Genomic DNA, 2,360 nt, shown 5'->3' on the forward strand with positions numbered 1-2,360 from the left:
GACCGGCGTGCTGGAGGTCGTCGGACAGGACGCTGACCAGCCGCACCCCGAGCGTCACCGGCGGGTCCCAGCGGGTGTCGACGACCTGGTCCAGCGCCGCGTCGTCCAGCGTGCCCAGGTACGCCACGGTCTGCTCGTGCACCGCGTCGTGGTAGTCGCGCAGCAGGTCCCCCGACTCCACCCGCACCTGTCCGACCTGCTTCGGCATGTGCCCGTACCCCGTGTCCGACTGCGGCAGCGGGAGCGCGAGACGCGCGGCCCAGCCCTGCGACGTCCACACCTGTTCGAGATCCGCCGCGTCCGCGACATGGTCGTCCTGCACCCTGGTGAGATGCCAGATCAGCCAGGCGACGGAATTCGCCCCGGCCGTCGGTCTGGCATGAAGATCCGTCACCGAAATTCCGTCGAGAACCGCGTGCACTTCCTCGCGAATTCGTCCGAAGCCGTCGATCAGTACGTCGTGTGAGCGCATGAGGTGCAGTGTTGTCCACCTGCCCGGTTTCGGCCAACGCAGGCCGTGAATATGCCAGGAGACTGGCGCGAAAACTGTGGTGACAGTGCGTTCCGAGTGCCGATACTCGACGGAAGGGACAGTTGAATCCCGCACTGATCAATTGCTCGTCTCGTGCTGATCAATGACGTCAGGCAATGGGGGAGATCGTGCACGACGAATTCCTGTGCCATGTCACCGCTTACGGAATCTGCGGCGGACAGCGCGTGGGGGTCCCCCTCGGCACCTACCGCGCCCCGACCCTGCCGCTGGCCCTGTGGTGGTTACGGGACCGCGCGGCGTGGATCGCCGAGCGCCTCGACCCCCGCCCCGGGCTGCCGCACTTACCCGAGGGCGCTCTCGTCCCGGTGGCCGGTGACACCCCGGACGTGCCCGCCCTGTTGCGCTCCTGGTGCGCCGACGTGGACCGGCAGAGCGGCGCGGCCGAGGAGTTGGCCGACGGCCGGCTGGTCCGCATCACCGCGCACGACGACACCACCGAGTACGAGCTGCTCGCCGAGTCCGTCGACGCGCTCCGCATGGCCAGGGCCGCGCCACGGGTCACATCCTCCGGCAGGACTGCCCTGCCGGTGGCGGGGTAGCAGCACGCTGCGGAAGACTCCCCGACGGGGCCCTCCCGGTGAGAGAGACACGGATGACCGACTACTTCGACGAGGCGCTGCCGGCCAGATGCGGCGGCGCGACGATGGAGCCCCTGCGGAGGGTGACCCACTACTCCGGCGGCACGGGATGCAGCGCGCAGGCCCGCGCCTTCGCCGAGGCCTTTCTGACCCGGCTGCGACAGAAATGGAGCGTGGCACTCGACCGCGTGAGCGCGGGTGACGTGCTGCTCGTGGTGAGCGAACTGATCACCAACGCGGACCGGCACAGCCCCGGCCCCTGCGTCCTCGAACTGGAGGGGACGCCGCGCCAGGTGACCGTGACGGTCTACGACAGCGGCGTCGGCGTGCCGCGCCGCGGTCCGCGCGACCCCGCCCGCGTGGGCGGTCACGGAATGGAGATCGTCGACGCGCTCGCCGAGGTGACGGTGGAACGCGTCCCGGTCGGCAAGCGCGTCAGCGCGGTCCTGACCCTGCGCGCCTGAACGCCCGGACCCGGCCCCGCCGCTGCTCCCCACACGCCTGACCGAGGGCACTTTTGCGCGCCGCGCCGTACCAAATAACCCGTTTGTCTGTTTATCGGCTCTACGGTGCGGTGGTCGGTGTCCGTGTGGGGGGACGTACAACGCGCCCTCGCACGGCGCGGGTTGGGATGTCCATGAGTTCCATGAAGGGAATGAGTCGCCGGGACATGGCGCGCCTCGGCCTCGGAGTCGGCCTCGGCGCCGCCGCCGCGACCACGCTCGCCGGGTGCGGCAGCGGGACGGAGGAACGTTCCCGCCCGCAGGCCGGACCGGGCCGTCACCCCGACCGCCCCGCGGCTCCGGCCAAGAAGGCCCCGCAGCTGATCGGGGACGGCTCGACCTCGTACACCGGGGCCCAGCCGAACCAGCCGGCCGCCCCGGCGCGGCTCGAGCCCGGGCAGACCCCGCCGCAGTTCGTGATCTTCTCCTGGGACGGCGCCGGCGAGGTGGGCAACGGCCTCTTCCCGCGCTTCCTCGACCTGGCCCGCGAGCACGACGCCCACATGACCTTCTTCCTGTCGGGCCTCTACCTCCTGCCCGAGGACAAGAAGCGGCTCTACCGCCCGCCGAACAACCCGGTCGGCGCCTCCGACATCGGCTACCTGACCGACGGCCACCTGAAGGAGACCCTGAAGAACGTCCACCGTGCCTGGACCGACGGCCACGAGATCGGCACGCACTTCAACGGGCACTTCTGCGGCGGCTCCGGCTCCGTCGCCAACTGGA

The 2,360-nt window shown here is 70.5% G+C and carries 3 protein-coding genes and 1 pseudogene; 3 read left to right on the top strand and 1 reads right to left on the bottom strand.

The annotated features are described in order from the left end of the window. Positions 1–472 (bottom strand): DinB family protein (locus GTW43_RS14910; RefSeq protein ID WP_161302371.1); only part of this gene is annotated, 472 nt, incomplete at its 3' end. A gap of 188 nt (positions 473–660) precedes the next feature. Here GTW43_RS14910 and GTW43_RS14915 point away from each other — a divergent pair. The 3 genes and pseudogenes from GTW43_RS14915 to GTW43_RS14925 form a co-directional block, all read left to right on the top strand. Then, on the top strand, positions 661–1,092 hold the full coding sequence (locus tag GTW43_RS14915; RefSeq protein ID WP_161302373.1) for a hypothetical protein: 432 nt from the start codon (positions 661–663) through the stop codon (positions 1,090–1,092). A 53-nt stretch (positions 1,093–1,145) separates the two neighbouring features. Next, positions 1,146–1,595: an ATP-binding protein gene (locus GTW43_RS14920; protein ID WP_161302375.1), complete on the top strand. Its 450-nt coding sequence runs from the start codon at positions 1,146–1,148 to the stop codon at positions 1,593–1,595. 182 nt (positions 1,596–1,777) lie between these two features. Then, a pseudogene (locus GTW43_RS14925) lies at positions 1,778–2,360 on the top strand (hypothetical protein); the annotation flags it as partial.

The organism is Streptomyces sp. SID5785 (genome assembly GCF_009870065.1).
Lineage (GTDB): Bacteria > Actinomycetota > Actinomycetes > Streptomycetales > Streptomycetaceae > Streptomyces.

Coding starts and splice junctions, on each gene's coding strand:
- GTW43_RS14920 (WP_161302375.1), top strand. CDS start 1,146: ATGACCGACTACTTCGACGAGGCGCTGCCGGCCAGATGCGGCGGCGCG.